The 26,914-nt window shown below is 43.9% G+C and carries 21 protein-coding genes; 13 read left to right on the top strand and 8 right to left on the bottom strand.

The window, feature by feature from the left end; genetic code table 11:
• Positions 1-122 precede the first annotated feature (122 nt).
• The 3 genes from ASD40_RS00370 (at position 123) to ASD40_RS00360 (ending at position 3,275) form a co-directional block, all read left to right on the top strand.
• Positions 123-464: a zinc ribbon domain-containing protein YjdM gene (locus ASD40_RS00370; protein WP_057301379.1), complete on the top strand. Its 342-nt coding sequence runs from the start codon at positions 123-125 to the stop codon at positions 462-464.
• 232 nt (positions 465-696) lie between these two features.
• Complete coding sequence (locus ASD40_RS00365; RefSeq protein ID WP_057301378.1) at positions 697-1,677, top strand: aldo/keto reductase; 981 nt, start codon at positions 697-699, stop codon at positions 1,675-1,677.
• 296 nt (positions 1,678-1,973) lie between these two features.
• Complete coding sequence (locus tag ASD40_RS00360) at positions 1,974-3,275, top strand: hypothetical protein (protein ID WP_057301377.1); 1,302 nt, start codon at positions 1,974-1,976, stop codon at positions 3,273-3,275.
• A 41-nt stretch (positions 3,276-3,316) separates the two neighbouring features.
• On the opposite strand, the gene ASD40_RS00355 is transcribed toward ASD40_RS00360, so the two are convergent.
• Positions 3,317-4,834 carry a response regulator transcription factor gene (locus ASD40_RS00355; protein ID WP_057301376.1) on the bottom strand — a complete coding sequence of 506 codons (1,518 nt, stop codon included), beginning with the start codon at positions 4,832-4,834 and terminating at the stop codon, positions 3,317-3,319.
• Entirely contained in the window at positions 4,831-6,594 is a 1,764-nt protein-coding gene (locus tag ASD40_RS00350; protein WP_057301375.1) for a sensor histidine kinase, read from the bottom strand. Before ASD40_RS00350 ends, ASD40_RS00355 begins: the two co-directional genes overlap by 4 nt.
• A 153-nt stretch (positions 6,595-6,747) precedes the next feature.
• On the opposite strand from ASD40_RS00350, the gene ASD40_RS00345 reads away from it, so the two are divergent.
• The 4 genes from ASD40_RS00345 (at position 6,748) to ASD40_RS00330 (ending at position 11,372) form a co-directional block, all read left to right on the top strand.
• Positions 6,748-7,653: an ABC transporter permease gene (locus tag ASD40_RS00345; RefSeq protein ID WP_047673254.1), complete on the top strand. Its 906-nt coding sequence runs from the start codon at positions 6,748-6,750 to the stop codon at positions 7,651-7,653.
• 12 nt (positions 7,654-7,665) lie between these two features.
• Positions 7,666-8,601 (top strand): carbohydrate ABC transporter permease, encoded by a 936-nt coding sequence (locus ASD40_RS00340; RefSeq protein ID WP_057301374.1) that lies wholly within the window; start codon positions 7,666-7,668, stop codon positions 8,599-8,601.
• 97 nt (positions 8,602-8,698) lie between these two features.
• Complete coding sequence (locus ASD40_RS00335) at positions 8,699-10,405, top strand: ABC transporter substrate-binding protein (RefSeq protein WP_057301373.1); 1,707 nt, start codon at positions 8,699-8,701, stop codon at positions 10,403-10,405.
• 100 nt (positions 10,406-10,505) lie between these two features.
• Complete coding sequence (locus ASD40_RS00330; RefSeq protein ID WP_057301372.1) at positions 10,506-11,372, top strand: phytanoyl-CoA dioxygenase family protein; 867 nt, start codon at positions 10,506-10,508, stop codon at positions 11,370-11,372.
• 338 nt (positions 11,373-11,710) lie between these two features.
• On the opposite strand, the gene ASD40_RS00325 is transcribed toward ASD40_RS00330, so the two are convergent.
• Entirely contained in the window at positions 11,711-12,100 is a 390-nt protein-coding gene (locus ASD40_RS00325) for a hotdog fold thioesterase (protein ID WP_057301671.1), read from the bottom strand.
• A gap of 243 nt (positions 12,101-12,343) precedes the next feature.
• Positions 12,344-13,417, bottom strand: a complete 1,074-nt coding sequence (locus ASD40_RS00320) for an LLM class flavin-dependent oxidoreductase (RefSeq protein ID WP_200957326.1) — start codon at positions 13,415-13,417, stop codon at positions 12,344-12,346.
• Between the two features lie 170 nt (positions 13,418-13,587).
• On the opposite strand from ASD40_RS00320, the gene ASD40_RS00315 reads away from it, so the two are divergent.
• Positions 13,588-13,962, top strand: coding sequence for a winged helix-turn-helix transcriptional regulator (locus ASD40_RS00315; RefSeq protein WP_057301371.1), 375 nt, complete (start codon positions 13,588-13,590; stop codon positions 13,960-13,962).
• 57 nt (positions 13,963-14,019) lie between these two features.
• Here the strand turns inward: ASD40_RS00315 and ASD40_RS00310 are convergent, their stop codons facing one another.
• The 3 genes from ASD40_RS00310 to ASD40_RS00300 form a co-directional block, all read right to left on the bottom strand.
• Complete coding sequence (locus ASD40_RS00310) at positions 14,020-15,090, bottom strand: SDR family oxidoreductase (protein ID WP_057301370.1); 1,071 nt, start codon at positions 15,088-15,090, stop codon at positions 14,020-14,022.
• Positions 15,091-15,363: 273 nt separating this feature from the next.
• Positions 15,364-15,921, bottom strand: coding sequence for an NADPH-dependent FMN reductase (locus tag ASD40_RS00305; RefSeq protein ID WP_057301369.1), 558 nt, complete (start codon positions 15,919-15,921; stop codon positions 15,364-15,366).
• A gap of 294 nt (positions 15,922-16,215) precedes the next feature.
• Complete coding sequence (locus tag ASD40_RS00300) at positions 16,216-16,884, bottom strand: TetR/AcrR family transcriptional regulator (RefSeq protein ID WP_063860298.1); 669 nt, start codon at positions 16,882-16,884, stop codon at positions 16,216-16,218.
• A 125-nt stretch (positions 16,885-17,009) separates the two neighbouring features.
• Between ASD40_RS00300 and ASD40_RS36930 the strand changes: the two genes are divergently transcribed.
• The 3 genes from ASD40_RS36930 (at position 17,010) to ASD40_RS00290 (ending at position 23,185) form a co-directional block, all read left to right on the top strand.
• Positions 17,010-17,168, top strand: coding sequence for a hypothetical protein (locus tag ASD40_RS36930; protein WP_156389843.1), 159 nt, complete (start codon positions 17,010-17,012; stop codon positions 17,166-17,168).
• A gap of 248 nt (positions 17,169-17,416) precedes the next feature.
• Entirely contained in the window at positions 17,417-21,115 is a 3,699-nt protein-coding gene (locus tag ASD40_RS00295; protein ID WP_057301368.1) for an FIMAH domain-containing protein, read from the top strand.
• Between the two features lie 450 nt (positions 21,116-21,565).
• Positions 21,566-23,185, top strand: coding sequence for a cellulase family glycosylhydrolase (locus tag ASD40_RS00290; protein WP_057301367.1), 1,620 nt, complete (start codon positions 21,566-21,568; stop codon positions 23,183-23,185).
• A gap of 27 nt (positions 23,186-23,212) precedes the next feature.
• Here ASD40_RS00290 and ASD40_RS00285 read toward each other — a convergent pair whose 3' ends face one another.
• Positions 23,213-24,232, bottom strand: coding sequence for a LacI family DNA-binding transcriptional regulator (locus ASD40_RS00285; protein ID WP_057301668.1), 1,020 nt, complete (start codon positions 24,230-24,232; stop codon positions 23,213-23,215).
• Between the two features lie 231 nt (positions 24,233-24,463).
• Here ASD40_RS00285 and ASD40_RS00280 point away from each other — a divergent pair, with 231 nt between their 5' ends.
• Together ASD40_RS00280 and ASD40_RS36925 are read left to right on the top strand one after the other, a co-directional pair.
• Positions 24,464-26,749: a helix-turn-helix domain-containing protein gene (locus tag ASD40_RS00280; protein WP_057301366.1), complete on the top strand. Its 2,286-nt coding sequence runs from the start codon at positions 24,464-24,466 to the stop codon at positions 26,747-26,749.
• Complete coding sequence (locus ASD40_RS36925) at positions 26,746-26,913, top strand: hypothetical protein (protein ID WP_156389842.1); 168 nt, start codon at positions 26,746-26,748, stop codon at positions 26,911-26,913. Before ASD40_RS00280 ends, ASD40_RS36925 begins: the two co-directional genes overlap by 4 nt.
• Position 26,914: the final 1 nt, after the last annotated feature.

Below are 26,914 nucleotides of genomic sequence, written 5' to 3'. Positions count from 1 at the left end.
TAAATGCAAAAGCGGCCAGTGTGTTTGTACATTTGTACGTTACAAGGGAAGGTGGAAGGGTTGTTAATTTGAGAAGACTATGGCAGTATATAAGCATATAACGAATGGGGGAAATGAGATTAATGCTAGATTTGCCAAATTGCCCAAAATGTCATTCAGCGTACACGTATGAAGATGGGAATCTATTGATTTGCCCAGAATGCGCGCATGAATGGACTTTAGAATTGGAAACGGAAGATCGTTCCGATAACAAAATTGTAAAAGATGCCAATGGAAATGTCTTAAACGACGGTGATACGGTTACAGTCATCAAGGACCTTAAAGTAAAAGGAAGTTCATCCGTTATCAAAATAGGTACAAAAGTTAAAAATATACGTTTGGTTGATGGTGACCATGATATTGATTGCAAAATTGATGATTTCGGAGCAATGAAATTAAAATCCGAATTTGTTAAAAAGGTATAGGTTTGAAAGTCGCGATAATCGCGGCTTTTTTTGATTTTTCCAGCAATTTTTTTATCAAAATAGTACTAACATTTAGGTAAGTAGATTACCCTAAGCCAACTATGTTAAGGAAAAGTGCGTACTTTAGAAGCGCCGCAGATTCAGGTATGATAATCATGGAGATATGAAAAAGTAGATATCACTTCACGCTGGAAACGAGCTTTGCTCTATAAAACTACTGGAGGAGATAAACATGAAATATAGTTACTTAGGTCGTTCGGGCTTAAAAGTCAGTAAATTGTGCCTTGGAACCATGAACTTCGGTGTAGATACAGAGGAGAAAGAAGCTTTTCGCATCATGGATGCTGCGTTGGATGCTGGAATCAACTTTTTTGATACGGCAAACATTTATGGTTGGGGAGAGAATGCTGGGCGTACGGAGGAAATTATCGGTCGCTGGTTCGCACAGGGCGGCGGACGTAGAGAGAAAACGATCCTAGCTACGAAGTTCTATGGAGACATGCATGACGTGAACGACGGACCTAACCGGGAAGGCGGACTTTCCGCTTACAAGCTTCGCCGACATTTGGACGCGTCATTGCGCCGTCTACAAACGGATCATATTGAGCTTTATCAAATGCACCATGTGGATCGCAACGTATCTTGGGATGAGTTGTGGGAAGCTTTTCAAGTTCCAGTGTACCAAGGGAAGATCGGCTATGTAGGCTCTAGTAACTTTGCAGGTCGTGATTTGGTGAAAGCGCAATATGAAGCCAAAGCTCGTCATCTTATTGGTCTTATATCTGAGCAGCACAAATACAGCTTGCTCTGCAGGCTGCCTGAACTTGAGGTACTGCCAGCGGCCGAGGAACTTGGAATTGGTGTAATCGCATGGAGCCCGCTAGATGGCGGATTGTTAGGCGGCAATGCTTTGAAGCCGATTGAGGGCTCTAAACGAGCGAGTAACCCTGAAAGGGTAGAGAAGTTTCGTGCACAGCTTGAGGCTTTCTCGACTTTAAGCAAGGAACTTGGTGAGAGTGAAGCGAATGTGGCATTGGCATGGACGCTAGTTCACCCAGCTATGACAGCACCGATTATTGGACCGCGTACGTTAGAACAATTTCAAAATACACTGCGTGTTGTAGATATTGAACTTGATGAATCTACGTTAAAGAAATTGGATGAAATCTTCCCGGGTCCAGGAGGAGCAGCTCCACAGGCATATGCTTGGTAAAAAGCTAAGAATAAACAACGTTTCACTAAAGTTTTGAGATGCACCCCTTAAGAAAAACATTGGAAAATTGATTCCAATGAATTCTAAGGGGTGTATTTTTTTATGAAAGCATAAGTCATTGGGGAACTTACCGTTATAAACCTTGACACATGTTGGTTCATGGGGGACAATGTGTTTAATTCCACAAAATAATAAATATAATCGCTTGTAAACGTCACGATCCCACATTTATGGACTACTTTATTGAATGAAATTTTCTTAAGGAATCATCTACCCGACTATCAGGAGGAACTCTTTTGCTTCGATTGATTTTATTTTACCTGCCCATGGGCGCCTCAGCATTGCTTGCCTCACTGACTCACGTCATCATCAGCGGGGTACTTGCCCGCTCGCCGCACCCTGATCTGACTATAAGCGGTTATGCGCTTGCACTCAGTTTGTCGTTTATCCTGGAACAGGCTATCGCTCCACTACGGCAAACCAGTGCCAAATACGTGAAGGATCAACACTCGTTTCGTGAAATGGTGCGCATGATCGTTACGATTGTTGGCATCATTGCATTGTTTAACGCGCTGATTGCATGGACGCCGCTTGGTCGGCTCTTGTTTCACTACGTTTTTGGGGCGCAAGACAGCTTGTTGGATGCTACAGTCAATGCTTATCAAATCTTGATGTTTGTTAACGTGTTTTCCGCTGCCCGCAGCTTGTACCAGGGCATTATAATCCAACATCTGTTGACCAAATGGATGACTATCGGCATTCTGATTCGCTTATTCGTCATGGGCCTTATGTCTTGGGCTATGGTCACCTGGAATCTAACTAACGACAGCAGGTACGGAGCGATGTTGTTCTTGGCAGGGATGGCCATAGAGAGCGCGGTTGCTTGTTTTGAAGGTCATTATCTTGCAAGACGGCTGCCTGACAAGCTGCCTTCCCATCCGATCAGACGCTGGAAGCCGGATATATTTCCGTTTTACATGCCGCTGCTGTATGGATCGATTGTTTCTATTGTAATCGGTCCAGCAACGAACGCGGCTATGAACCATAGTCTAGATCCCATTCAGGCGATAGCCGCCTTTGCGGTCGCTTCCAATCTAGCGGGACTGATCGCCGGATTCGCCAGCTTTTTACATCAAGCTGTGCTCAATTTCCATGAAGAGCAGCCGCGACATGTCCTTGCGCTGACGACTGCGCTCTCGATAATTTCCACAGCTCTTGTCGCTTTTCTTGCCTGGTCGCCACTCGGTCACATAGTACTCGAGAAAGGGCTCGGCATTCACGGCGAACTGCTTCGTAACTGTACAACCATCTTGGGTGTGCTCATCATTAGATCGGCGGTCTATCCCTGGATCGACTATTTGAACGGGCTTGCTATGTATCATGGTGTAAATAAGACAATCGCTTACAGCAAATTCGGCAATGTGATTTTATCAGTGACGATACTTTTCCTTCTAGTGGACTACAATCCTGGGCTTAATGGTCTGATCGCTGGGATCACTAGTTCCGTCGTCGTCATGTTCGAGCTCAGTTTGTCCATTTATTTATTCCGTAAAGCTGTACAGCGGCAAACGCTCCATACGATCGAAGCGGCGTTATAAAGCAAACGGACTAAAAAAGGGAAGAAGCCTTCGGGAATTCATCACAAAGAAATGCCAAGCCGGAATTGCCCGGGGGTGATGTTTTCGAATTTTTTAAACACTTTGAAAAAATGCCGCGGATTTTCGTAACCTACAAGCTCCGCAATGGTGTTGATCGGCCATTCCGGATTCTCTTGCATGATTTGCTTGGCTTTGGCAAGCCGAAACGTATGCAAGTAGTGGAGGAAGGTTAGTCCCATCTCTTTACGAAACAGCATGCTGATGTAATTAGGATGCATTTGCACATGATCCGCAACCGCATCGAGCGATAAATCCAGCTTGTAATTGAGTTCCACGAAAGCGACAATTTTATCGATTGCCTGAGTGTGCGGCTGCTGACGATCGGTGCTGCGTGCATATCGAATTAGCTGTGCGATGATCTCCGATACACTGATATTTTCAAGCGTGGTGTTGCTTTGCGAAAATAGTTTGGTTGCGGCATGCTCACCCCAAATGGCTTCAGGCGCTAGGCCAACACTTTGCAGGTAGACACCGACACAGATAAGAAACTGCTCACGCAGCTTATTATTACAATCCGCATTGCCTGAGAAATGAGGAAGTATGGACTGAATGTCCTTATCGATCTGTTCGATAGAAATTTGTTGAGCTAGCGAATGTTCAATATATTGAACAAGATTATCATAGTCACTATGTATGTTCTCTGACTCTGGTTTATATATGGTCAAACTGCTATTGGAAAAGTACCGATTGAATAACATCGCAGCCATCGATTCAATATACAGATCACGCAAATTATCGTTAGCGTTCTTGCTCACACTGACCCCGATGCAATATCCGCTGACCTGTATTTTCTTCGTATCGAACAGCTCGCCACATGCATGCCGCAACTCTTCGTCTGTCGGTACATCCACACCGTTCGCAATGAGGACAGTTTGCCGTAAGAAACGGGACTGGACGGTGTAAGTTTTCTTGCAAACGTGCGACAGAAGGGTACAAATACCTTCCAAACGTTCGGCGGTCAAGAGAGGAACACTCTCGTATGCCTGGAAGACGATGATCGTCGTATACGGATCGGGAAGAAGGGTGTGCAGCTGCTCAGGCTTGAGAGGCATGTCCTCCAATGGCGTATTGTAAAGGATATGTTCTTTGAGAAGCAGAAGGTCATGCTCAATGGTTTGCTTCTGTTCCTCCCGAATCGCAAGCCCAACTCTCGTGAGTACAGTGATTAGTTCTTCTTTATTAATCGGTTTCAACAAATAATCGATGACTTGATAGCGCAGAGCTTGTCTAGCATAGGCGAAATCACCATAACCGGTTAAAATAACGAAACGGCTGCAAAGGTTCTGAGCTTGTATTTCTTTTATAAGAGCGAGTCCGTCCATTTCCGGCATATGAATATCCGTTAGGATCAAGTCGGGCTGAAAATAGGCTAGCTTTTGCAGTGCATCAACGCCGTCGGCAGCGCCGACGATCTCGATAAACGATGTATTCGCTTTCTGGATCATGCGGATAATCCCGTTTAAAATGATAGGCTCATCATCGACAACCATCAGCTTCATTGTATTGCCCCCTTAGCTAACTTGAGTATACACGTTGTCCCCACGTTGAGCTTACTCTCCAATTGAATGCCTGAACCTTCACCAAAAAACATTTTAACGCGTTCGTTAACATTAAAAATACCGAGACCCCCGCCATCCGTTTGCAAATGCTGGACATCCATTTTACCGGTTAACACACCTTGGATGAGCACAAGCCTTTCTTCCTCAATGCCTGCGCCAGAATCCTCAACAGCAATGAACATACATGTAGAATCCTCCCAGATACGGATCGAAAGCAAGCCTTGTTTTCTTACATTCGCGATACCGTGAACAATGCTGTTTTCAATAATCGGCTGCAGCATATAGTGAGGGCAATTAAAGTTATCGATATCAGCATCTATATCGAAAGATACTTGCAGCCGGTCGGCCAGCCGAATTTGCTGGATTTTGATATAGTCTTTTACATTTTCTACTTCTTCTCTCAGCGAAGTCTCGCTTTTCGTTCCCGATAGACTGTAGCGAAATAGTTTGCCAAGTGTATAGGACATTTCAGCTGCTTCTGGGTCATCGTTCGCTTCCGCGATCATGCGTATCGATTCGAGCGTATTGTACAGGAAGTGAGGCTTGATTTGCGCCTGCATCATGAGATAGGCAGACTCTTTTCGCAGCATTTCCGAGCGGTGTACGGTATTCACCAACTCATCCATACGCCTGATCATCGCATTATAGGCGGAGGTCAGATGTCCAACCTCATCCTTATTAATTTCCCCGTGATAGAGCGGGAAATGGTTTTCGTCAACTCGACGCATATGTTTGGAAAGCTTCAAAATGCGCTTCGTAATCGAACTAGCGATCAGGTAGTAGATGCCGGAAAGTAGTAATAAAAGGATGGATACGGTTAATACGAGTACGTATTTGTTTTTTTTGATACCAATAAAGACATCATCAACTTGCTCAATCATGACAAACTGAAGTTTAAGGCCTTCGGCATAAAACGATTCAATTAGCATTTTATTTCCGTTAACTTGTTGATACGAGTATTTTGCGTTCGATTGGAGGACATCGGCAAATAAGGCTTGTTCTGAATCCTGAGATAAGGGGATTTTTTTCACAAGAGAAATGACTTGGTGATCCTGATCAAGCACATATAAATTGCTTCTGTTGTTCAAATTTAGCGATTCTAACAAAGGTTTAATTAATTTGGAAGTTACTTTAATATCGAGGAGACCGATATCCTGTTCAAAGTTCCGGTTTCCGATTTTATGAACAAAATGTAGGTTGATGTCTGGATTCGACCCGTTATTTATCGTAATCCATTTCCCAATACCAAGTGGGAGTTTCTTTATGCTCTCGTCTAGTTTGGACTCGTCCATCCTAGCCATTTCGGGCCGAAAAACCATACCGTTCTGCTGCTCCATATAGATAGTCATTCCGTCGATCAGTCGATTGGATGACAAAATATAAGAGAATAGGGGTCTGATATAGGTTAAAAAATTAGAGACCTGATCGAAATCGGTCCGGTAGTTCCCACTTAAATAAGCAATGGTATTCGAATTATTTTGAAATAATTGATAAGCGGATTCGATCTGCACCGTGCTTACATTTAAGTTGTTAAGCACCTGATTAACAATTTTCTGCCTGCCTTGTGCATACTCTTCGAGAAAACTGTTGTAGTTCTGGTTATACAGAAATAGGCCGAATGAAATAATCGGAATAAAGATGATGACGATATAGCCTATCGCCATTTTTTTCACAATCGACAAATTTTGAAAGTTAATCATTGGCTTTGTTATGATTCATCACACCACCTTATGAACGGACACTACTGCTTAAGAATGATCCCTATAAATTTAATTCAAGCTCCTTTATCATAGATCCTGTAAGCGCTTAATTTTAACTTTAACTTTAACGTAAATGCAGTGAGGGGGAGTATCATGAGTATAGCACTTAGAATGGTAAAGAAAAACTGGCAACTCTATCTGATTATCTTGCCGTCACTCGTATATTTGATTATTTTTAAATACGTACCTATGGCTGGCGTACAAATTGCTTTTAAAAATTATATGGTTACCAAAGGGATATGGGGAAGCGATTGGATTGGTTTTAAGCACTTTGTAGACTTTTTCCATTTGCCTATTTTTTGGAGGGTTATCAAGAACACGTCACTGCTTAGCCTTTACTCGCTTCTAATCGGGTTTCCGGCGCCAATTATACTCGCTCTTGCCTTAAACGAATTGAGAAATGGAATTTTTAAGCGGGCCGTACAGCTGGTCACGTTCGCGCCGTACTTCATTTCAACCGTCATCATGGTTTCGATCATTATGCTGTTTCTTTCCCCGCAGCTTGGTTTCGTCCATCTCTTGGCTGATAAATTCGGATTTCCAGCGGAGAATATCATGTCAAAGCCGGAGTACTTCAAAACCGTGTATGTACTTTCTGACGTTTGGCAATTTACGGGATATGCCTCGGTCATTTATATTGCGGCACTAGCAGGAGTGGATCCGCATTTGTATGAAGCAGCCAAGGTGGATGGTGCCTCCCGTTTCCAAAGGATGATTCATATCGACTTGCCAAGCTTAATGCCGACAGCCGTCATTCTGCTTATTCTGAATGCAGGGCAAATCATGAATGTTGGATTCGAGAAGGTGTACCTGATGCAAAATGCGATTAATGTTGGGGCATCCGAGGTTATTTCCACCTATGTTTACAAAATGGGCTTGGTCGGAGCGAATTTCAGTTTCTCTGCAGCGGTAGGACTATTTAATTCAATCGTTAATTTGCTGCTGCTTATAGTAGTCAATTATGTGGCTAGAAAAAATTCTGAGACGAGTTTGTGGTAGGAGGTAGAAATTATGGTAAATCCCGAGCAGACTTTGACGTTAGACGTGCGAAAGGCACCTACCCGCATTCTTGAAAATAGTGTGGACAGAATTTATTTGTTCTTTGTCTATTTGTTTTTGATCATATGTTTGATTATCGTAGCTTATCCGCTCATCTACATTGTTAGTTCATCATTCAGCTCATCGTCAGCCGTCATCTCAGGTAAGGTTTGGCTGTTCCCGGTTGAACCTACACTTCGAGGCTACCAAGCTGTATTTCAAAATCCGCAAATCTTGACAGGGTACGGCAACTCTTTGTTCTATCTCTTCTTCGGGACATTGCTTAGTGTTTCATTGACGATAACGGCTGCTTATCCGCTTTCTCGCAAAAACTTTTATGGACGCAACGTCATTACGGCACTATTCGTTTTTACGATGCTTTTCAGCGGTGGATTAATTCCTTATTATTTGACTGTGAAAGGGATGGGCTTACTCGATACGAGATGGGCGATGATTATTCCAGGCGCGATTTCGGTTTGGCAAGTCATTCTGGCGAGAACGTTTTTCCAGACGTCGATTCCTTCGGAACTCACAGAGGCCGCACATTTGGATGGATGCAGCGACTTCAAGTTTTTATTTCGAATTGTGATTCCGCTTTCCAAACCCATCATTGCCGTTCTAGTCCTCATGTACGCTATCGGGTATTGGAATTCCTATTTTGAAGCCTTAATTTTCTTGAAATCGGCTAATCTGTATCCGCTTCAGCTCATTCTAAGGAACATTCTAATTCTGAATTCGATCGATCCTACGATGATTAAAGATGTTAGAGAACTTGCGGAAAGGCAAGGCTTGAAGGAGCTGCTTAAATATTCGCTGATCGTCGTCGCAAGCGCTCCCGTACTTATTCTGTACCCTTTTGTGCAAAGACATTTCGTGAAGGGGTTATTGATTGGTTCTCTAAAAGGTTAAATCTAGTTACATATTGAAAGGAGGGATGCGAGGCACGAACAGATCAGGTTTGCCCCCGAGGATGGATTGGCTATGAAAAACAAGGAGGGTTTTGAATATGGTAAGTAGAGGAACCAGAAAAACATGGTTATCGGTGGTCCTGATTTTATTCATTACTTCGCTTGTAATCGGTTGTACGTCGAATAGCGATGAACCAAAGGGTAGCGCTAGCCCTAATGGGGGCGGAAGCGCAAGCGGGGGAGCGAACGTTAATACAACAGGCTTTCCTATCGCCAAAAATAAAATTACGATGAGTGCTTTCGCGCCGCAATCGGCTAATATTGCAGATTTGAATACAAATTGGTTTACCAAGTATTTGGAAGATAAGACGAATGTTCATTTGAACTGGCAGCTTGTACCGGGAGAATCAGCGGCGTTGAATGAGAAAAAGCAGCTGTTGCTCGCCAGTGGCGACTATCCCGATATTTTCATGCAAGGGAATCTAACAAAAGAAGAGCAGCTGCTGTACGGTCAACAAGGCGTATTGATCCCGTTAAACAAGTTAATCGATCAATATGCACCGAACATTAAGAAATCGTTTAAAGACATTTCGTATTTGGAGAAGGCGATCACAGCACCAGATGGCAATATTTATGCGATCCCTTCCGTAAATGAATGCTATCACTGCCAGTTTTCAGCCAAAATGTGGGTGAACACAAAATGGTTGCAAAAGCTCGGTCTTAGCGCACCGAAGACGACTGACGATTTCTATAACATGTTGAAAGCTTTTAAAGAAAAAGATCCGAATGGAAACGGTAAGGCTGATGAAATTGCGTTCACGGGTTCTCCGACTGGTTGGCACACGGATGTTGAGACGTTCGTGATGAACGCGTTCGTCTATTACAATGCGGATAACAACTATTTCATGATGAACGGCGGCAAACTGGCAACATCGGTTGACCAACCAGGCTTCAAAAAAGGTTTGCAATTTTTGAACAAACTGTATGCGGAAGGCTTGATTGATAAGGAAGCATTTACACAAAAATCGGATGCGCTTACCCAAAAAGGGAATAGTCCTGATGCGGCGATTGCCGGTGCTATTCCAGCAGGCTGGTTTGGCGAATTCACGGATGCTTCTCCAAAGGCAACACGACACAAAGACTATGATCCGATCGCGCCGCTTACAGGACCTGACGGGGCCTCATTCACAGCACACTACATCGGTATCGGGAATTCGGTGTTTGCAATAACGAATAAAAATAAAAATCCGGAAGCGGCCATTCGTATAGCCGATTATCTGTACTCCGAAGAGGGGACGACAATGTCCAACTCTGGGGAAGAAGGCCGCAACTGGGTGAAGGCGGATGCGAACGATAAAAATACGCGTGGAACCGCAGCAAAGTTCAAGGTGAAGGAAACGTCTTACGGGGTAGGACAGGTGCAGAACGATCATTGGAATCAAATGGGACCGAACCTTCGTTCGGCTGAATATCGCGAAACTGCTTATGCAGCCAGTCAGGAAATCTATACAATGGATGGCTTGGAAACTCGCTTGTACAAGGCCACCAAGGAATTATACGAAGGACATCAACCGAAAGAAGAATTCCCGACAGATATTTTCTTGACTAGCGATCAAGCCAATCAAGTTAAGCAATTGAAGCCGATCATTACAGATTACGTCAAACAGTCCATGCTGCAGTTTATCATGGGGGCTAAAAGCATTGACAAAGACTGGGATGCGTACTTGAAAGGCCTTAAAGATTCCGGCATGGATCAATTCATCAAAATCTATCAGGATGCCTATGACAAAGTGTATAAAAAATAGGAATTGCGCCTGATCGTACGAATTAGTGAAGAACCTTCAAACCTATAGTAGGGTTGAAGGTTCTTCATCTGTTGAGACTTAATAATGGAAGGTGATAAAGATGGAGAAAGAAAATAGAAGCGGATATTTAACGAAACAACAAATTGAATTTTATAATGAGGAAGGTTACATCGTACTTGATCGTTTATTATCAGATGAGGAATTAACGCCTGCGCAAGAAGCGATGACGTATAAGGTTTCAATGATTGCCGATGAATTGTTTCGTGACGGACTAATTGAAGATAAATTGGTTGACCGTCCGTTTAAATATCGGCTTGCTGAACTTTTTGAACATTTAACCGCTGAGGAATTTTTGAAATACGGACGAAGTTGGCGTGACCGGATCCCTGGTTATTTTCATTTAATGAGCAACATTAAAATTCTTAATGCTGTTGAATCTTTGATTGGTGGTGAGCTATTCTCGAATCCCGTTTATAATGTTAGGCCGAAGATTCCGAGGGTTGCCGCTGGAGCAGTGCCTTGGCATCAAGATAAATCATACTGGCCGGACGCTAATTCCAATCCAGTCATTACAGTGTGGATTCCTTTAGTCGACGCAAACGAAGTGAATGGCTGTTTGCATATTAAACCGAAGACACACAGAAAACCACTTTTGAAATGGCACCAAGAATCTGATACTGGAACCGGATATACGGCATTGAAGGAAAGTCAATTAGGGAACACAAAGACTGTTGCATTGCCCGTTTCCGCTGGCAGCGCAATTCTATTCAATGATCGCTGTCTCCATATGTCAACACCGAATCAATCTGATGAAGTAAGGTGGAGCGTGGATTTGCGTTACCAGCCGACAGACCAGGATCCTATGATAACGCATGGAGCAGGCTTCTTGGCTAGAAGTTACAAACATCCGGAGCGAGTTGCAACTCTTGAAGATTGGTTAGAGGGACGTCCTGAGCATGGCATATAGTGTACGTAGATGTTGATGTGAAAATAGCGGTCCAAAAAGCCGCTGAAGATGCCTGTGAGATAAAAACAGTGCACGCAGAGTTTGCCGACCTGTAACGCAATGATGAAAAGTATCGTTACAGCATCAAAACGATGATTGAGCTCCCATGCAACAATGCAAAACATCGTTCCATCAATCTTTTTTGGGCCGTTTTACTCCCAATCTCCCTCGTAACGATGTAAAACATCGGTGAAGCAATCGTATTGTTACCTCAACTTGAATCTAACGATGAGATACATCATTGCAGCAAAAGTGGCTGTCCACAAAGTGAGACAGCCTCTTCAGTATTATTAAGCAAATCATTTTTTGTCAATGATCGCGACCGTACAGCGAGAAATGCATATGAGTTGATTATTTTCATCGGAAATTTTAATTTCCCAAACCATTGTTTTCCTGCCTTTGTGCAAAGGGCTAGCAATAGCAGTTACGATACCATCTTTCTTACTCTTGAGGTGATTGGCGTTAATTTCAAGTCCAACAGCAGCATGTTTTTCTTTATTGATATTAATTTCAGAAGCGATAGAAGCTGCGGTCTCAGCCAATAGGACAGAAGCCCCTCCATGTAAAATCCCTGCTGGTTGGTGTGTAGCTGGTCCAACTGGCATCGTCATCACTACACGATCAGGAGTTAGCTCTACAATTTCAATGCCTAGCGCACTGATAGCGGTATTCTGACTTCTTTCTCTCATGAACGAAATAAAGGAATCCTTATCCATGCCGTAGGACTGATAAATTTCTTCGGATACGATCATAACCATAACCTCCCTAAGGTCTAGAAAATATTACGAATCCTTCCCTCAGCAACAGAACATCTTCGGACAAATCGAATATGATCACACAAAGTAGGAGCTGTATATATTTTATGTCCAAAGATTCAAACATAGGCTCATAATCTCGGTTGGAATAGGAGGGAGGGGCTCACCAGAGCTCACTTATTCCTTTGACTCGGTTCGGGCAAGCTCCTGTCGTACAATTGGCGCTACCTTGGTGCCGAGCAATTCGATAGCCCGCATGACCTCATGGTGCGGCATCGTTCCAACATTTACATGAAGGAAGAAACGAGTTATTCCCAAATTTTTACGCAATAGAATGATCTTTTCTGCGACGTATTCGGGATCACCGACGTAAAGAGCGCCCCGCATACTGCGTGCGGCATCAAAAGTTGCGCGGTTGTAATTCTGCCCCCAACCCCGTTCACGCCCGATAACGTTCATTTGGGCCTGCGTTGAAGGGAAAAATAAATCGGCAGCTTGCTCGGTAGTTTCTCCGACAAATCCATGCGAGTGAGTCGCAATTGACAGCTTGTCAGGGTCGTGCCCAGCTTTCATGGCAGCCTCTTTGTAAAGTGCGACTAAGGGAGCAAAACTCTCGGGCATTCCGCCGATAATGGCGAATACGATGGGGAGACCCAGCATTCCTGCACGAACAGCGGATTGTGCACTCCCGCCGCTTGCGATCCACACCGGCAGTGGGGTCTGAACGGACCGAGGATAAACACCGAGGTTATGGATGGCGGGACGATGACCGCCGCGCCAAGTTACCTTTTCGGAAGATCGGATCGCAAGCAGCAGTTCCAGCTTTTCGTCGAACAATTCATCATAATGATCCAGACTATATCCGAAAAGCGGAAAGGATTCAATGAACGAACCCCGGCCCGCCATAATTTCGGCTCGGCCGTTAGAGATGCCGTCAAGTGTGGAAAAAGCTTGATACACGCGAACCGGGTCGTCAGAGGACAGCACCGTTACGGCGCTTGTGAGCCTGATTCGCTTGGTCATGGCAGCTGCAGCTGCCAGCACAACAGCAGGCGAGGTGCCTGCGTAATCGGCACGATGGTGCTCTCCAATGCCATAGACATCCAGCCCGACCTGATCGGCTAGTACGATTTCTTCAACCGCATTGCGTAAACGCTCGGCATGACTGATGACTTCACCTGTCACAGGGTCTGGTGTAGTCTCCAAGAATGTACTTATTCCTATTTCTATGTTGGTTGCCATATCGGTCATAATGCTTCGCCTCCTTCATTATCTATATTAACTCATTTATTTATGGTTTCTCAAATTTAGTAAGAGTAAGAGGAGCAACGAAGGCTTTAAAGCGAATATTAATATAGGTAGGGCTTGCGCCCGCGAGCTTAAGACGTTATCGTAAAAGGCAGGGAGGCGAGGCAAATCCTATGCTGGAACCAGGGAAGACATATAATACGGCAGTGGAAGTAACGCTCGAAGTGATCGGAGGCAAGTGGAAGCCAGTCATTTTATTCCATCTCACATTCGGTACGAAACGCAACGGTGAGCTGATGAGCTTAATGCCAACGGTTACACAAAAAGTACTAACCCAGCAGCTGCGAGAATTGGAGGAGGACGGGGTTGTTACCCGGATCTCATATAACCAGATACCGCCAAAAGTCGAGTATGAGCTCACAGAGTATGGCTGGAGTTTGAAGGAACTTCTTCATATCATGTGCAGATGGGGAGATAGGCATGTTGACCGTGTGTATGGTGATAAGGTCAAGATCTTGGAAAATACAGTACGCTTGAATGAATCATGATCAGTGGTAAGACAGAAACCGGTCTCTGAATTTCAGAGGCCGGTTTCTTATGTGAAGTTATGGAATAACCTTGCGTTGACGTAAATCCTCGAAGATTTCAAGGAACATTGCTTCTGTATCAATAAACTCGTGAAAGCCGAAACGACGCGCTTTCGTACCGTCAGCAAAGAAGTCGTAACACCAAGAAAACACAAAGTCACCGAACCGCCAGGAGGATACGTCACTGTAGCTGTTATCCACCAACCCGTGCTTCTTCACCATGGCGTTCCATAGCGGCTCCTTGTCGGCCATGACTACATCCAAGGACATCTGCAGCGGAGGTGCTGTCTCTAGGCCGAAATACGCAGCAATCTTAGGCCAAAGCTCGTTCCACCGGAAGAGATCTCCGTTCGTGATGTTGAACGCCTGATTCGCGCAACGTTCATCTGTCGCTGCCCAGACGGTGGCCTTGGCCAACAATCCCGCGTCGGTCATCTCCAGCAGGCTGTTGTAGGCTCCCTGCTTACCGGGAAAACGGAGCGGCAACCCGAGCTCCTTCGACATGGAAGCATAGATTGCGATAACCATCGCTAGGTTCATTGGATTGCCTAATGCATATCCGCAAACAACGGAAGGGCGAAGCGCCGACCAGGTCCAGCTGCTACCTTTTTGCCGATTTTCAAGGAATTGCTGTTGGTCAACATTAAACTCAGGCGGCATGTGATAGGCATCTGTTTCACGAGCTGGAGTCTTGAAGGGACCGAGGTGCGCGCCATATACTTTGTAGCCCTGCATGAGACTGATATGCTGGAGGTATGGAGAGATTGGCTCGATCGCATTAACGATGTTAACAAGCATGGCTAAGTTTGGGGGGACCAATTCGGCCCAGGTAGGACGGTCTTGATAAGCCGCATAGAAGATATGGGTAACTTCCGTTAGACTTCCAAGTTTCTCACGGATATCATTTTCATTAAGTAGATCGACGGCTATATATCGGACTCGGTTGTTGGACATCCCGCCCCGCCGTGATACACCAATGATATCCCAGTCGTGAAGCTGCTCCAAATAGTCGATAAGATTTCTACCAATAACACCGTTAGCTCCGACAACAAGAGCGATTTTGCGTGGTGTGGCTTCTTTTGTATTCATAAAATATCCTCTCCTACTCCGTGATGGTTTCAACATCATTGTGCACCTTGGAGTGTTGAATGAAAAGTACGCACTTTGAGGTCATATAGTTACTTCAAAGTAATAAAAGGCAGTGGAGAAGGGAAGTTGGGAACAGTCAGTATCTTATTTAAATTAGGCTGAGATCGAAGAGTGTGAGTGTAATCGTAACTCGGAATAGAGATTTAACAACAAATAAGCTGGATTGGGCGAACCCTATCCAGCTTGCTTACTTGTATTCGGTTAGTTGGAGTGTTAACGCAACGTCTTTAAAGCACCGCTCCAGGCGACGACTTGATCGAATAGCATGTTGGCGGCTGCTTCCTGATGAGGTGCGGGCTTCACAACGCTGTAGTTTTCAAAATCCGTAAAGAGCGAAAGGGTGACCTGAGCACGTACGTCAGCCACATGCAGCTCACCTAAGATGAGTCTCAGGTTTTCTGCCGCACGAGCTCCGCCTGTGCCACCGCCATAACTGACGATGCCTGCCGCCTTATCTTTCCATTCATTGAAAAGAAAATCAATGGCGTTTTTGAGCGCTCCAGAGACGGCATGATTATACTCGGGCGTTACGAAAACAAAGCCATCATACGAATGGATTGCTTTCGACCAAGCCACCGTATGCGGCTTCGTATATTGAGCCAACATAGGCGGCTTTGGTTCGTCATATAACGGTAAATTGAAGTCAGCAATATCCACGATTTCGTATTCAGCGTCACTGCGTTTTTGTGCGATTTCGTGAACCCATCGAGCGACTGCTTCACCTCTGCGTCCAGGACGCGTGCTGCCAATTATGATTGCGATTTTTAGCACTGTTATTTCCTCCGTTATGTTGACTGTATTTTTATTGCAATATGATATTCAGTTCCAATTACCTCCTTCCGTTTATACCCATGGAAAATGTTAACAGACAACATCCTTACATTTCAAACGAAACAACCGTTATAACTAAAGTTTCTGTTGATATAGGAGGGGCTATTTCTCAAATGGCTGTTGCTATTTTAAGAGAATGCGTGCTTAATTGGAAAATGTAGAAATAAGCCAACAACTTAAAAGGGATCAAGTTATTTGTCAAAAGTTCAAGACAAAAACTGATCCCTTTTCCAATTACAATGTCCGATTAAATTTTTCAACAATATGATCAATAACGGGTTGAATTCTTGAGTCGTCGACAATTGACATCTTGTCCGCTTTGAATAATTGAACTTTTTTGAAATGATAATAATCATAAAGAACTTGTTGAATGGACATTTGGTTATAAAGCAAATACTTAATATTTATAATTTCTCGAAGCAAAATATCGTCCTGAAGCAAAATAAACTTTTCATTGACGTTATTGAAAATACCTTTGTTTTTTCCATCCTGATAGAATTTAAGGGTCATCTGTTCGCGTCTGTTCAAAGTACTTTTCAGATCATCGTATAAATCCGGATAAGCTGCTTGAAGATCCTTTAAAAATACATCTGTAATCTTTCCTACAAGAGATACCGATTGCTCAAACAACTGTTGAAACCAGACCCCGAACGATTCCTCGTCATCATCCGAATTCCGTTCTTCTTGCTTCTCTATATAATCTACAAAAATTCGCACAACGCCTTCGATGACTTCTTCTTTTGAAGAAAAGTGCTTATACATAGTGGCTCTGCTTACATCCATGTATTTGGCAATGTCGTCCATCTTCAAGTTCTGAAAGCCGTCTTTCGTGACGGAAGTAATTAATTTTTTTAGCAACTTATTACGTGATTTATCTTGCTGGTTCTCAATGGGCATATTCATTCTTTTCCCTTCTGCAAACTCTCCTTCTTATTATACATAACATTGAAATGAATAAAAACATTTAACACTTAATAGACGAAAAATATATAAATTGTCACTCTGGAAATAACGGATCCATATAGAACATGATGAACGCCGCGGCAATGATCGGAAATGACTCTTGTCCCATCGAAGGTTTTATACCCGATGAGGTCAATGCCTTTCTCGTGAAAAGAGGACTACAAGGAAACGGGGGAGAAGACGGCATAAGCGCGATGATCGCTTGTGGTTATGTAAAATCGTAAAAAATTCCATGTGTATCATAAATTAACTAATACAGAAATCTCGGCGATTCATTATGATGGTAATTGAAAGCGTATAACATTCTCGCAAAAATGAGGAAAGAAGGGGTTCATAATGAGAAGAAGTTAATTCTGATTTTATCTGTTGTATGCAGAATCGTTTTTTAATAGGCGCGGAAATCGCGCTTTCAGCGAGCTCTCGGCGAGCCGAAGCTCGTCAGTTAATTTTACGAAAATAAGGAGGCTTTAAGATGTTTAAGCAACAAGTTCAAAAGAAGATAGTAAGTTCAGTTCTTTCATTTGCACTTGCATTTTCGTTTATTAACTTGTCCGTTCTTCCAGCAGCAACGGTTCATGCCAATACGCCAGATAGCAACCAACTCAACTCTTCAGTAACGGATGCTGTTTATAACCCCTCAGCAACTGGTTCAGTCAATCTCTTGGCTCCATCTCGTTTTACACCACAAGCTGGCGTGAATCTCAAAGTAAGTTCAGAAGCTGCTGATCATCCGGGAGTAGACGCTTTGCGATCGGGAGGCAGCGGTTACTGGCGGAATTCAAGCTCAAATGTCTATAGGAGTAACTATTCGCCATCTCTTCTAGCATTAACCCTCGACTTAGGCGCTCCCAAAACGATTGATAAGCTTTATCTTGAAATTCCCAACACAATTGCAAATATCCAAAGCAATGCGACACGATTTGAGGTTTATTACACAAATGACCCCAATTCTTGGGCAAGTGCTCCCACGGCCTCCGACACCGCGAACAATTATAATTGGAAGGCAAACGGCTGGACGCTGGCCGGCGGGACGGAAACGGAAGGCTTATGGTCTTATGTTACTTACAACGGGCAACAATGGGGCTATGATACCAAGACATTCTTGTATCCGTTTACAGCCCGGTATGTGATGATCAACACGGTGCTTGTTGGTCCCAGTGATAAACGAGCGAATGATACCAGTTCGATGATGGGTATATCCGGCTTGGCTATATACGGCAAAGATTCGGTATCTAACCCAACTGCGCTGGTACCGGCTAAGGATACCTACAGCACATGGGATCAGGTTGCACCTAAATCTACCAATATAAGCCTTGCTAGTGGACAGACACTAACGAGTATTACCAAAGGCGAGATTACGCTTCGTCCGAATATCGATTACTTGTTAGCTGGCAGCACGGTTACTTTCACACTTCCATACTTGGCCAAACTGCCACTCGGCACGAATGAATTTACCTTTCATTTCAACAGCGGCAACCCATCCATATTTGCATTGGACATAATAGCTCGTGGGTATGGCTCGAATGACAAAACGATCAAAATGAATGCAATTGATGGCATATCTCCTTATAACATTTTAGGCGGCGCCATGGGGACAGACGAACCGGTAGAAGGCGTGACCAAAAGAATAAGAGACGGTTACCACGAATTTTATGGAGATCAGTCTAAGGCGACTGCAGCCGACGACCATATTCAGAGCATTTGGGACAGTACCTTGCAAAAAAATGTATTCAAGGTCCTTGCCAACGGCAGAGGTTTGAATAATGAATTCTTGGATAAGGTTCGCGACGGCGAGTATGGCCACAAAGGTGTTTTTGACCGGAATTTAGGCTATGTGGTTGATGGTGCGGCGATTACGGACAGGCAGCGAATTGAAATTCGCCCCAGTGAAGATTCAAGCGGCGATTTTGTAGCCTATGACGGCGACTTGGTTTCCTATGAATGGCTCTGGAATATTCCGGACGGCAACCAGTGGAATCAGTCAAACTTCCGACATATCTTCCAATTGAAGGCTGTGAATCGCCAAGCACCTGATACTTTACCGGGTGGAAACAACGGCGGTGAAAACGGCGCCTATATCCTCGCGATGTCGATTTCGGGAACGAACAGCAGGGATCTGGTCGTGAATCATAACCGATATGACGGCGATAAGACCATGATGCGAATTCCGTTGAAAGAAATCGATGGCCACTGGATTAAGGTTGAGCTTAACGCTCTTATTTCGGATAGCGGCTGGTTCACAATTAAGATAACGGATAGGGTCACTGGTAAGGTATACACATATGATAGCCCGGATGTTTATCAAGTGTTTACAAACAAAGGTGCAAGCGACGGTACGAAAGATATATGGAGAAGACCAGAAAGAGTCGGCGGTTTCGAGACGGAGTATCCAGCTGCATTTGATCAATATTTGCGTCCCAAATGGGGCATTTACCGCAGCTCCGCTAACGGAACCAACTCTGCCTATGACGCTTCGCTTCAACTTGCCGATATCACCATAAGCAAGGTGGCAACAGGTTTGTCTTCTGTAAACCTTGCCCTTAATAAAAAAGCGTATAACGTAGGCAGGGCAGAAGGGGCTAACCCGATTCAGATACAATCTGCTATGACTAACGAATACGGAAATGCAAACAAACTGACAAACGGTGTATTGGAAGACCCTACAAAATGGAATGTTACCAACGTCACCAGTCTGAATCAAATCGGGAATTACTCATGGCTGGGTACCGACGGAGAGAGAAAAGGCAGTTTCGTCATTGACCTTGGCCAGGCAATGGATTTTAGCCAATTAAGACTATTTGCAAAATCTACCAGATTAAAAGGTGCAACCGTTTATGTATCTGATGATATTGGAAACCATACATCGGCTGCTGAATTTGATGCAATGACGTTTAAACAAGTAGATAGGCAGTCTGCCCAAGGTTATACGTATACAACAGGCAGCAATAATGGAGGTACTGATTCGGAAGATGGTTCCTATCCAATAAACCTTGGTAAGACCTATCATTCCAGATATATCAAGATAACGGTAGAGAACGCATCCGGCAGTAATTCCGGAACGGATCTAACGGGTCCTCCACGTCTTACACAGGTTCAAGTGTTTAATGCGCCAACACCTCCACAGAATCTTACAATTGAAGCAAACGGGTCAGCTAAAATGGTGAAGTGGGACACTGATGATTTAAGCGAAGGTTACACAGTTTATAATGGCGCAGTGGTACTTGTTGACTTACCCGCAGGCGCAACAAGCTATACTTTACCAAGCGGCATAACCGATGTATCCAAAGTCGCTGTACGATCAAAGGGAACAGACCCGAATTCCCGCAAGTTTATGATATCGGCACCGGCCTTAGTAGTAGATCCGCAAGATGTGACTGCTCCTAAGACGGAAGCACAGATCGAACCGGCGCTGAGGAACGGCTGGTTGAACACGGATGGGTCCGTCGTACTGACGGCACATGACGATCTCTCCGCTTTAGCGAAAACGGAATACAAGCTGGGGGATAACGCTGAATGGCAAACCTATGCCGGGTCAATCGCTCTCAAGAACGACGGCGTGTATCGGCTGCAGTTCCACTCAGTTGACGCTGCGGGCAACATCGAGGAAACGAAGGAGCTAAGTGTCCAGATTGACAAAACGAAGCCAGTATTTGTACTGACGGCAAACGGGGAACCGCTTGCGGAAGGCACTGTATTCTCCGACGACCGTCCGATTGCGCTTCTTTTGAACGCAAACGATGTACTGTCCGGCATAGCGAGCCAGGAGCTCAGCCTGGACGGGAAGCGTTTGGATAGCGGCGCTTCTATTGATTTGGCCGGCAAGCCTGGCCTCCATACCCTGAATATCGTCATAGCCGATCAGGCCGACAATAAGACGGATGCATCTGTTCGATTTACCATTATAGCTACCCCAGAAGGAATGTCCAACTTGATTGACCTCTATGCCAAAGCTGGTGAATTGAAGGGACCGTTGGTTAACCAATTGCGCAACAGCCTGGATCTGGCGCTGCATGAATTGGGCAAAGGCGACAATGACAAAGCGGCCAAACATATGCAGGATTTCCTGAAGCATTTGAACAACATTTCGATGGCGGATAATGTCTCCGAAACAGTAAAGACTATCCTCGCGGCTGACGCTAACGCTTTGATCGAGCTTTGGTCAACGAAGTAAAGAACAATAACGTTTTATAGCTGCAAAAGCATCCGGCCATTGTTGAAGGCCGGATGCTTTTTTTATCCTCGAAAGATTAAGAAAATCGTGTTGAAATATTTCGTTGAAATCGATTTCATTTTCTCGTATAATATCCAAATATAGGGTTAACAAAAATAACCAGTTTTCTTTCAAAGAAAAGAATAACCAATGTATATTTCAAAATAAAATCGATTTCATTTTAGAGAATGAAGGAAAATGAAAACAGGGAATAACGAACTACCAAGAATTTCACAGAAGGTGATTGAATCATTTCTTTTTTTTCATTAGAAAGAAAGCGCTGTCATTTGTGAATTCATGAAGGAGGTGATGTTCACAGCATCGAGTGAAAGATAAGGAGGAAGCGACATTGATGTTTGCAAGCGGAATCTATGCGCAATTTCCAAGAATTGAACTCAAAGGAGGATTACTATGAAATTTACGAAAGTATTATCGCTGCTGTTGGTTATTTGTTTTGCAATCGGCTTGCTTGTTACGGCCATCCCGTCCGCTGCCAGTGCTGCAATCGGCGCCAGTGATTTCCTAAAAACGAGCGGTACAGTCATTAAAAACAATAATGGGTCAGGCAGCGTTGTTAATCTCCATGGAACGAATCTCGGCGGTTGGCTCCTGGAGGAGAATTGGATGTCGCCTCTAGGTGGCGTAGATGAATGGACTGTGCGTCAAACGTTGACCAATCGATTCGGAGTGGCGACTACGGACAACATAATCGCTGGGTACCAAGATACGTGGATTCAAGCAAGCGACTTGGATAACATTAAAAATATGGGCTTGAACTTCGTTCGCGTGCCGATTTATTGGGAAAACTTGATGAATCGGGATGGTTCAATGAAATCAGATGCCGTTTCGTTCCGTAAGCTTGATTGGCTGGTAACGCAAGCACAGCAGCGAGGCATATATGTGTTGCTCGATCTGCATGGTGTTCCAGGTAATGATGATGGTTGGCAGAGCGGTGGGCGAGAGGGTGTAAATGAACTTTGGACCAATACAACCTACCAGGCTTGGACCGTGCAGATTTGGGAGCGTCTGGCAACCCACTATAAAGGCAATCCGACCATCGCCGGTTACGATCTTTTGAACGAACCGGTAAGTAATAATAGCAACCTTTCCATTAGTCAAATGTATGACAGGCTCTACAAGGCAGTGCGTGCGATTGATCCTGATCACATGATTTATGTGGAAGCCTTTGGCTACTGGAACAACATCGTATCGCCATCAACCTATGGTTGGACGAATGTTGTCTATGAAGTGCATAACTACAATTGGAGCAACACGGATTACAATAGTCAATCTGCAAGTGTGAATCAATGGTTTACCGATATCATTTGGCATCAACAGAATTGGAATATTCCGGTGTTTGCTGGTGAATTCACACTCTGGGATTTTAATGACTTATGGGAAAAATATTTATCAGGGCTAGACGCGCTTAATGTATCGTGGACCAATTGGACCTACAAAGTAACAGGTGGCGGGAACTGGGGCCTTTATCAAAACAATAGCAATGCATTCCCGGATATCAATAATGACAGTGCATCCACAATATCCTCTAAACTAACCAAATTTTCGACGAGTAATTTCCAAGCAAACACAGCCTTACAGAATATCTTCAAATCTTATTCGAATCTTGCTGGGACGTCCAGTATAAAGGCAGTAGCAAACAGCAAATACGTAACAGCTGAAAACGCTGGCGCCAATCCGCTTATACCGAACCGCACAACGGTGGGTGGTTGGGAGAAATTCATTCTGGTGAATAATGCTGACGGCACGGTATCGTTCCTATCCATGGCGAATAATAAATACGTAACAGCGGATCTCAACCAAGGCGGCAGATTGATTGCTAGATCACAAGGCATTGCAGGTTGGGAGAAGTTTAAGAAGGTAATGAATCCAGATGGAACATTAGCGTTCCAAGCCATGGCGAATAATTTATTTGTATGTGCCGATCTGAATGTAGAATCTGGCACACTGGTGGCCAATAGAAGCTCAGTTGGAGGAGCCTGGGAATCATTTGTTATAACCGCCGCACCTTAATAATAGGCAAAAAAAGTGGGCAGGGGATCATTCCTGCCCATTTTTATCATAGTCGGAGGAGTCGCGGATCAGCAATTCAGAATCCACTTTAAAAACACGTTTCTCCGCAAATTCGTTCTCATTCATCATGTCGATTAATTTCTCGACGAGAAGAGCACCCATGGTGTATTTCGGCTGATTCACAGTACTTAACGGAGGGGTGATATATTTACTGATTCGATTATTATCTACACCGACAACCGCTAGCTGCATCGGGATTTGAATACCAAGTTCCGAGCATGCCCGATATACGCCAAGCGCCATTTCGTCATTTGCTGAATAGACAGCAGTAAAGGGGATCTTCTTAGCAAAAAGTCGCTGAATAGCTTCATAACCGCCATTTTCATTAAAGTTGCCGTTTTCAATTAATTCAGGACGAAACGGAATGTGATGCTCTCTTAATGCTTTCAAATAACCTTCTAAACGATCATAACTGTCGACAGCATGGGCAGAACCGTTAATAAATGCAATTTCTTGATGGCCAAGTTCCACTAGATGGGCTATAACCTTCATCGAAAATTTCACATTATCGGTTACAATGCAGGGGATTCGGTCATGATCAATCTGCTTTCCTACAATGCCAATGGCATACCCATTATCTGCAATTTGCAAGATAACTTCGTTTGAAAGCATGGGTGCAACCATAATGACTCCGTCGATGGTACGCGTGGTTAACAAATTCAAGAATTCTAATTCTTTTTCTTCATTATTTTCGGTATCACAAATCACCACTTTATACTTCTTGGAATAAGCGATGTTCTCAATACCCTTAATGATTTCGGAAAAATAGGAGTTACTGATATCAGGAACGATGACTCCTATTGTCATTGTTTTTTGCGAACGAAGATTTTTTGCAGCGGCATTGGGTTGGTAACCGAGCTCATTAATGATTTTCATGACTCTTGCTCTTGTTTTAGGCGTAACTTTACTGCTGTCATTGAGAACGCGTGAAACCGTAGCGGGAGCAACTCCTGCTCTGGTGGCGACGTCGACAAGTTTGAATTTCATATCCATAAGTATCAACCTTCTATCCATATTAAACAAATTGTGTGATCTGTACACCAAGTATAAGTTAGTTTGAAATCGATTTCAATAAGAATGCATGTAATCTATCATATAAAACATGACTGTGGTTTGAAAACAGATGTTGAGATGAAAATACAAACGTAAAAACAAATTGAATACGGTTTCATGCTAGTTTATAATTAAATGAAATCGATTTCAATGAACGAGGTGACGATGTTGAAAATAAAAACGTCCAATTCCAACGTAAAATTCTCCGCTTCCATTTTTCGGTCCTTTACGTTGACCATCGCTTTAACGATTGTCATGCTGTCGGGAATTCTACATGTTTATTTCGAAGATATTTCCCTTAAACAGACGTACAAATCCACATTGAATAATCTAGCACAAACAAGTCAAGAAGCTTCCATCATGGCGGTTAACGCCAACACGTTTGCTAAACAAATATATAACGACATGAATGTTTCCAAGTTGCTTTACTTCTCGTCGGGTGATCCTCTCGATACAAGTATAGCGATGGCTCAACTGAACTCTTATCGAGCTACATCCCTTTTTATCGATTCTATCTACATTTATAACTACCAAACGGATACGTTTTATACAAGCGCCGAGATCAGTGCCAATTCGGTTTGGAAATCGAATGAGTTTTATGATTCGACAGCCGTAGAAATGGTTAAACATATTTCGGATTACAAGACGCTGATGCCAATCCCGCGTAAAATTCCGTTTGAGAGCCTTATGTTGAACAACCAAGAGAAGGAAAGGGATTGTTATACTTTCCTGTTGTACGACACTCTTTCTCATAAAGATGAAAAGAACGTCATTATCGTTAATATATCCGAAACGCAAATGCACAAAAATATCGACGGTATGATCGCCACTTCGGACAAAAACACGTTCATCATCGACAATCGCGGTTTCCTCGTCACGAACAGCTGGAAGAATGCTATGCTGACGGACCTTACCAACAAACCGTACATCCAAGTAATACTCGGAAGCGGTGAATCTGAAGGATATTTCGTCTCCGATGTGGATGGGGTTAAATCCTTAGTGACTTATACGGCTCCCGATGTTCTGGGCTGGCGCTATATTAGAATTGCACCTTACAGCGCCATTACGAGCGGTATTAATCATATGAGGCTATATACGATCGCAATAGCAGTCGCTATTCTACTTCTTGGACTTCTGACTTCCTACCTGATTTCACGAAAATTGTCCTTGAATGTAAACCGCAAGTTAGTGAAGCTGACAACGCTTGAGACGGAACGAAGAAATCATTTCATGGCGCTGCGGCAAGATCTGGTTCGCAATCTGCTTCTAGGATCGGGCAGCAGTAATCCTCATTGTCTGGATGAGAAGTTCAGATTGTATGAAATTCGTTTGAACGCCAAGAAGCATTTTGCCGTGTCAGTGCTGAAGATTGACGGTTATCGGGAGCTAGTGGAGAGATACAGCGTCGGCGACAGGAGCCTGCTCAAGATTGGGGTTATGAACATCTCTCAAGAGTTATTGAATGCCTACTGTCCTTCTTTTGCCGTAGATATGGGAGATGACCGTATTGCGATTCTGCTTAATATAGAGGAACCCGCTTTGGATAGTCATTCTGTCCTGCCAGAGAGTTTATGGCGTCAAATTCAATCCTTCGTGGCTGATTACATAAAAGTATCTGTATCCATTGCGGTGAGTACGACAGGCGATGATGCTAGAAGCATCAGCCGCTTATACACTCAGGCGACGGAAGCCTTATTCCATCGGCTTTTCTTTGGACATGAGTGTCTGATTTACGCGGAGCAGATCGAGTCACTGAAGGCCAAATCCTATGTGTACCCGATCTCCAAGGAAAAGTTGCTGATCGAAGAGCTGATGCTGGGTCGAATTGCCGAAGCGTCGCGCATATTCCGCGAGATCGTCGAAGAAACGGCTGGTTATTCCTATATGTCGTATCATTTGGCTGTGTCGCACTTGGCTTTTGCTGTGAATAACGCAGTTTCCACGATTCAAAAGAATAATGATATCTCCTGGGATTTGAGTATCAATGCGCTGCTTTCCGGTCTAAACGATGCGGAGCTAGTCGAGGACATGTTCCGCCCGTTCTTCGATGTATTCGAGCGCGTATCCGCAAGCCTGGAAGATAAGAAGAATTCAAGAAACGACGAAGTGGTGGGTAAAATCATTGCCATTGTGCAGAAGAAATACATGCTTCAAGAGCTCTCTCTGGACTCCTTAGCCGAAGAAATGGGTTTGTCTGCAACCTATATCGGCCGGTTATTCAAGAAACATACGCTTAACACAATTCTGAATTACATCATTGAAGTAAGAATGGACAAAGCGAGAACATTATTGCATACAACAGAGCTTCCCATAGGGGATATTGCGGAAAAGTCAGGCTTCTCAAACAGTCCGTATTTCTACAAAGCGTTTAAAAAAATCAATGGTGTAACCCCAGCTGACTTCCGTAAAAACGGTCGATTGCAGGACGAAGGGGTCCGAGAGATCAGTTGATTGCTCAACGCATCGGGAAAAGTGATCTGATGCGGAGAAAAGCTCTTCGTAATGAAGTGAAAAATGATAATGATCGCATATTTATAGTTGCTCCAGCCTTGGCAGAAGGCCTAAGATTGGCCTTGCAAACAACAAACACAATCCAAGAGTTCGGAGGTGAGTAAG

The organism is Paenibacillus sp. Root444D2, assembly GCF_001426375.1.
Taxonomy (GTDB): Bacteria; Bacillota; Bacilli; order Paenibacillales; family NBRC-103111; genus Paenibacillus_E.
Note: the sequence above shows the minus strand (reverse complement) of the source record. Positions and strands in the feature narration are given on the sequence as shown.

What these genes read in the sequence shown, in the direction of transcription:
- ASD40_RS00310 (WP_057301370.1), bottom strand. Translation starts at nt 15,090, where the DNA reads ATGAATACAAAAGAAGCCACACCACGCAAAATCGCTCTTGTTGTCGGA.
- ASD40_RS00280 (WP_057301366.1), top strand. Translation starts at nt 24,464, where the DNA reads ATGTTGAAAATAAAAACGTCCAATTCCAACGTAAAATTCTCCGCTTCC.
- ASD40_RS00365 (WP_057301378.1), top strand. Translation starts at nt 697, where the DNA reads ATGAAATATAGTTACTTAGGTCGTTCGGGCTTAAAAGTCAGTAAATTG.
- ASD40_RS00290 (WP_057301367.1), top strand. Translation starts at nt 21,566, where the DNA reads ATGAAATTTACGAAAGTATTATCGCTGCTGTTGGTTATTTGTTTTGCA.
- ASD40_RS00285 (WP_057301668.1), bottom strand. Translation starts at nt 24,232, where the DNA reads ATGAAATTCAAACTTGTCGACGTCGCCACCAGAGCAGGAGTTGCTCCC.
- ASD40_RS00330 (WP_057301372.1), top strand. Translation starts at nt 10,506, where the DNA reads ATGGAGAAAGAAAATAGAAGCGGATATTTAACGAAACAACAAATTGAA.
- ASD40_RS36930 (WP_156389843.1), top strand. Translation starts at nt 17,010, where the DNA reads ATGATGAACGCCGCGGCAATGATCGGAAATGACTCTTGTCCCATCGAA.
- ASD40_RS00315 (WP_057301371.1), top strand. Translation starts at nt 13,588, where the DNA reads ATGCTGGAACCAGGGAAGACATATAATACGGCAGTGGAAGTAACGCTC.
- ASD40_RS00320 (WP_200957326.1), bottom strand. Translation starts at nt 13,417, where the DNA reads ATGACCGATATGGCAACCAACATAGAAATAGGAATAAGTACATTCTTG.
- ASD40_RS00300 (WP_063860298.1), bottom strand. Translation starts at nt 16,884, where the DNA reads ATGAATATGCCCATTGAGAACCAGCAAGATAAATCACGTAATAAGTTG.
- ASD40_RS00345 (WP_047673254.1), top strand. Translation starts at nt 6,748, where the DNA reads ATGAGTATAGCACTTAGAATGGTAAAGAAAAACTGGCAACTCTATCTG.
- ASD40_RS00355 (WP_057301376.1), bottom strand. Translation starts at nt 4,834, where the DNA reads ATGAAGCTGATGGTTGTCGATGATGAGCCTATCATTTTAAACGGGATT.
- ASD40_RS00370 (WP_057301379.1), top strand. Translation starts at nt 123, where the DNA reads ATGCTAGATTTGCCAAATTGCCCAAAATGTCATTCAGCGTACACGTAT.
- ASD40_RS00340 (WP_057301374.1), top strand. Translation starts at nt 7,666, where the DNA reads ATGGTAAATCCCGAGCAGACTTTGACGTTAGACGTGCGAAAGGCACCT.
- ASD40_RS00335 (WP_057301373.1), top strand. Translation starts at nt 8,699, where the DNA reads ATGGTAAGTAGAGGAACCAGAAAAACATGGTTATCGGTGGTCCTGATT.
- ASD40_RS00295 (WP_057301368.1), top strand. Translation starts at nt 17,417, where the DNA reads ATGTTTAAGCAACAAGTTCAAAAGAAGATAGTAAGTTCAGTTCTTTCA.
- ASD40_RS00325 (WP_057301671.1), bottom strand. Translation starts at nt 12,100, where the DNA reads ATGAGAGAAAGAAGTCAGAATACCGCTATCAGTGCGCTAGGCATTGAA.
- ASD40_RS00350 (WP_057301375.1), bottom strand. Translation starts at nt 6,594, where the DNA reads ATGATTAACTTTCAAAATTTGTCGATTGTGAAAAAAATGGCGATAGGC.